Source organism: Halomonas marinisediminis (assembly GCF_004347715.1).
Classification (GTDB): Bacteria; Pseudomonadota; Gammaproteobacteria; order Pseudomonadales; family Halomonadaceae; genus Halomonas; species Halomonas icarae.
The window spans coordinates 1-233 of record NZ_SLTR01000698.1 but is presented as its reverse complement, the minus strand read 5'-3'; the positions used below and the strand labels follow the sequence as shown (position 1 = coordinate 233).

At 54.9% G+C, this 233-nt stretch carries 1 protein-coding gene; it reads left to right on the top strand.

Annotation, left to right across the window (positions count from 1 at the left end; all coding sequences use genetic code 11):
* The coding region (locus E0702_RS20115; protein ID WP_132045898.1) for an EVE domain-containing protein at positions 1 to 132 on the top strand (132 nt) is incomplete at its 5' end.
* Positions 133 to 233: the final 101 nt, after the last annotated feature.

Sequence of the window (233 nt, the reverse complement as noted above, 5' to 3'; positions counted from 1 at the left end):
AAAAAGGTCGTTCCGTTGGGGGAGATTAAGCTGAACCCGGCGCTTCAGGACATGGCGCTGGTCAAGCGCGGCCGGCTTTCTGTGATGCCGGTAGAGCCCCATGAGTGGGACGCGATTATAGCGATGACGTGATGCGCTTAGACGGGTTCGTCCTCGCTGGCTTTTTGCACAACTAAAGGAATCACCATATTGCGGCCTTTGATTTTGGCCTGATACAGATTGACGTCCGCCTG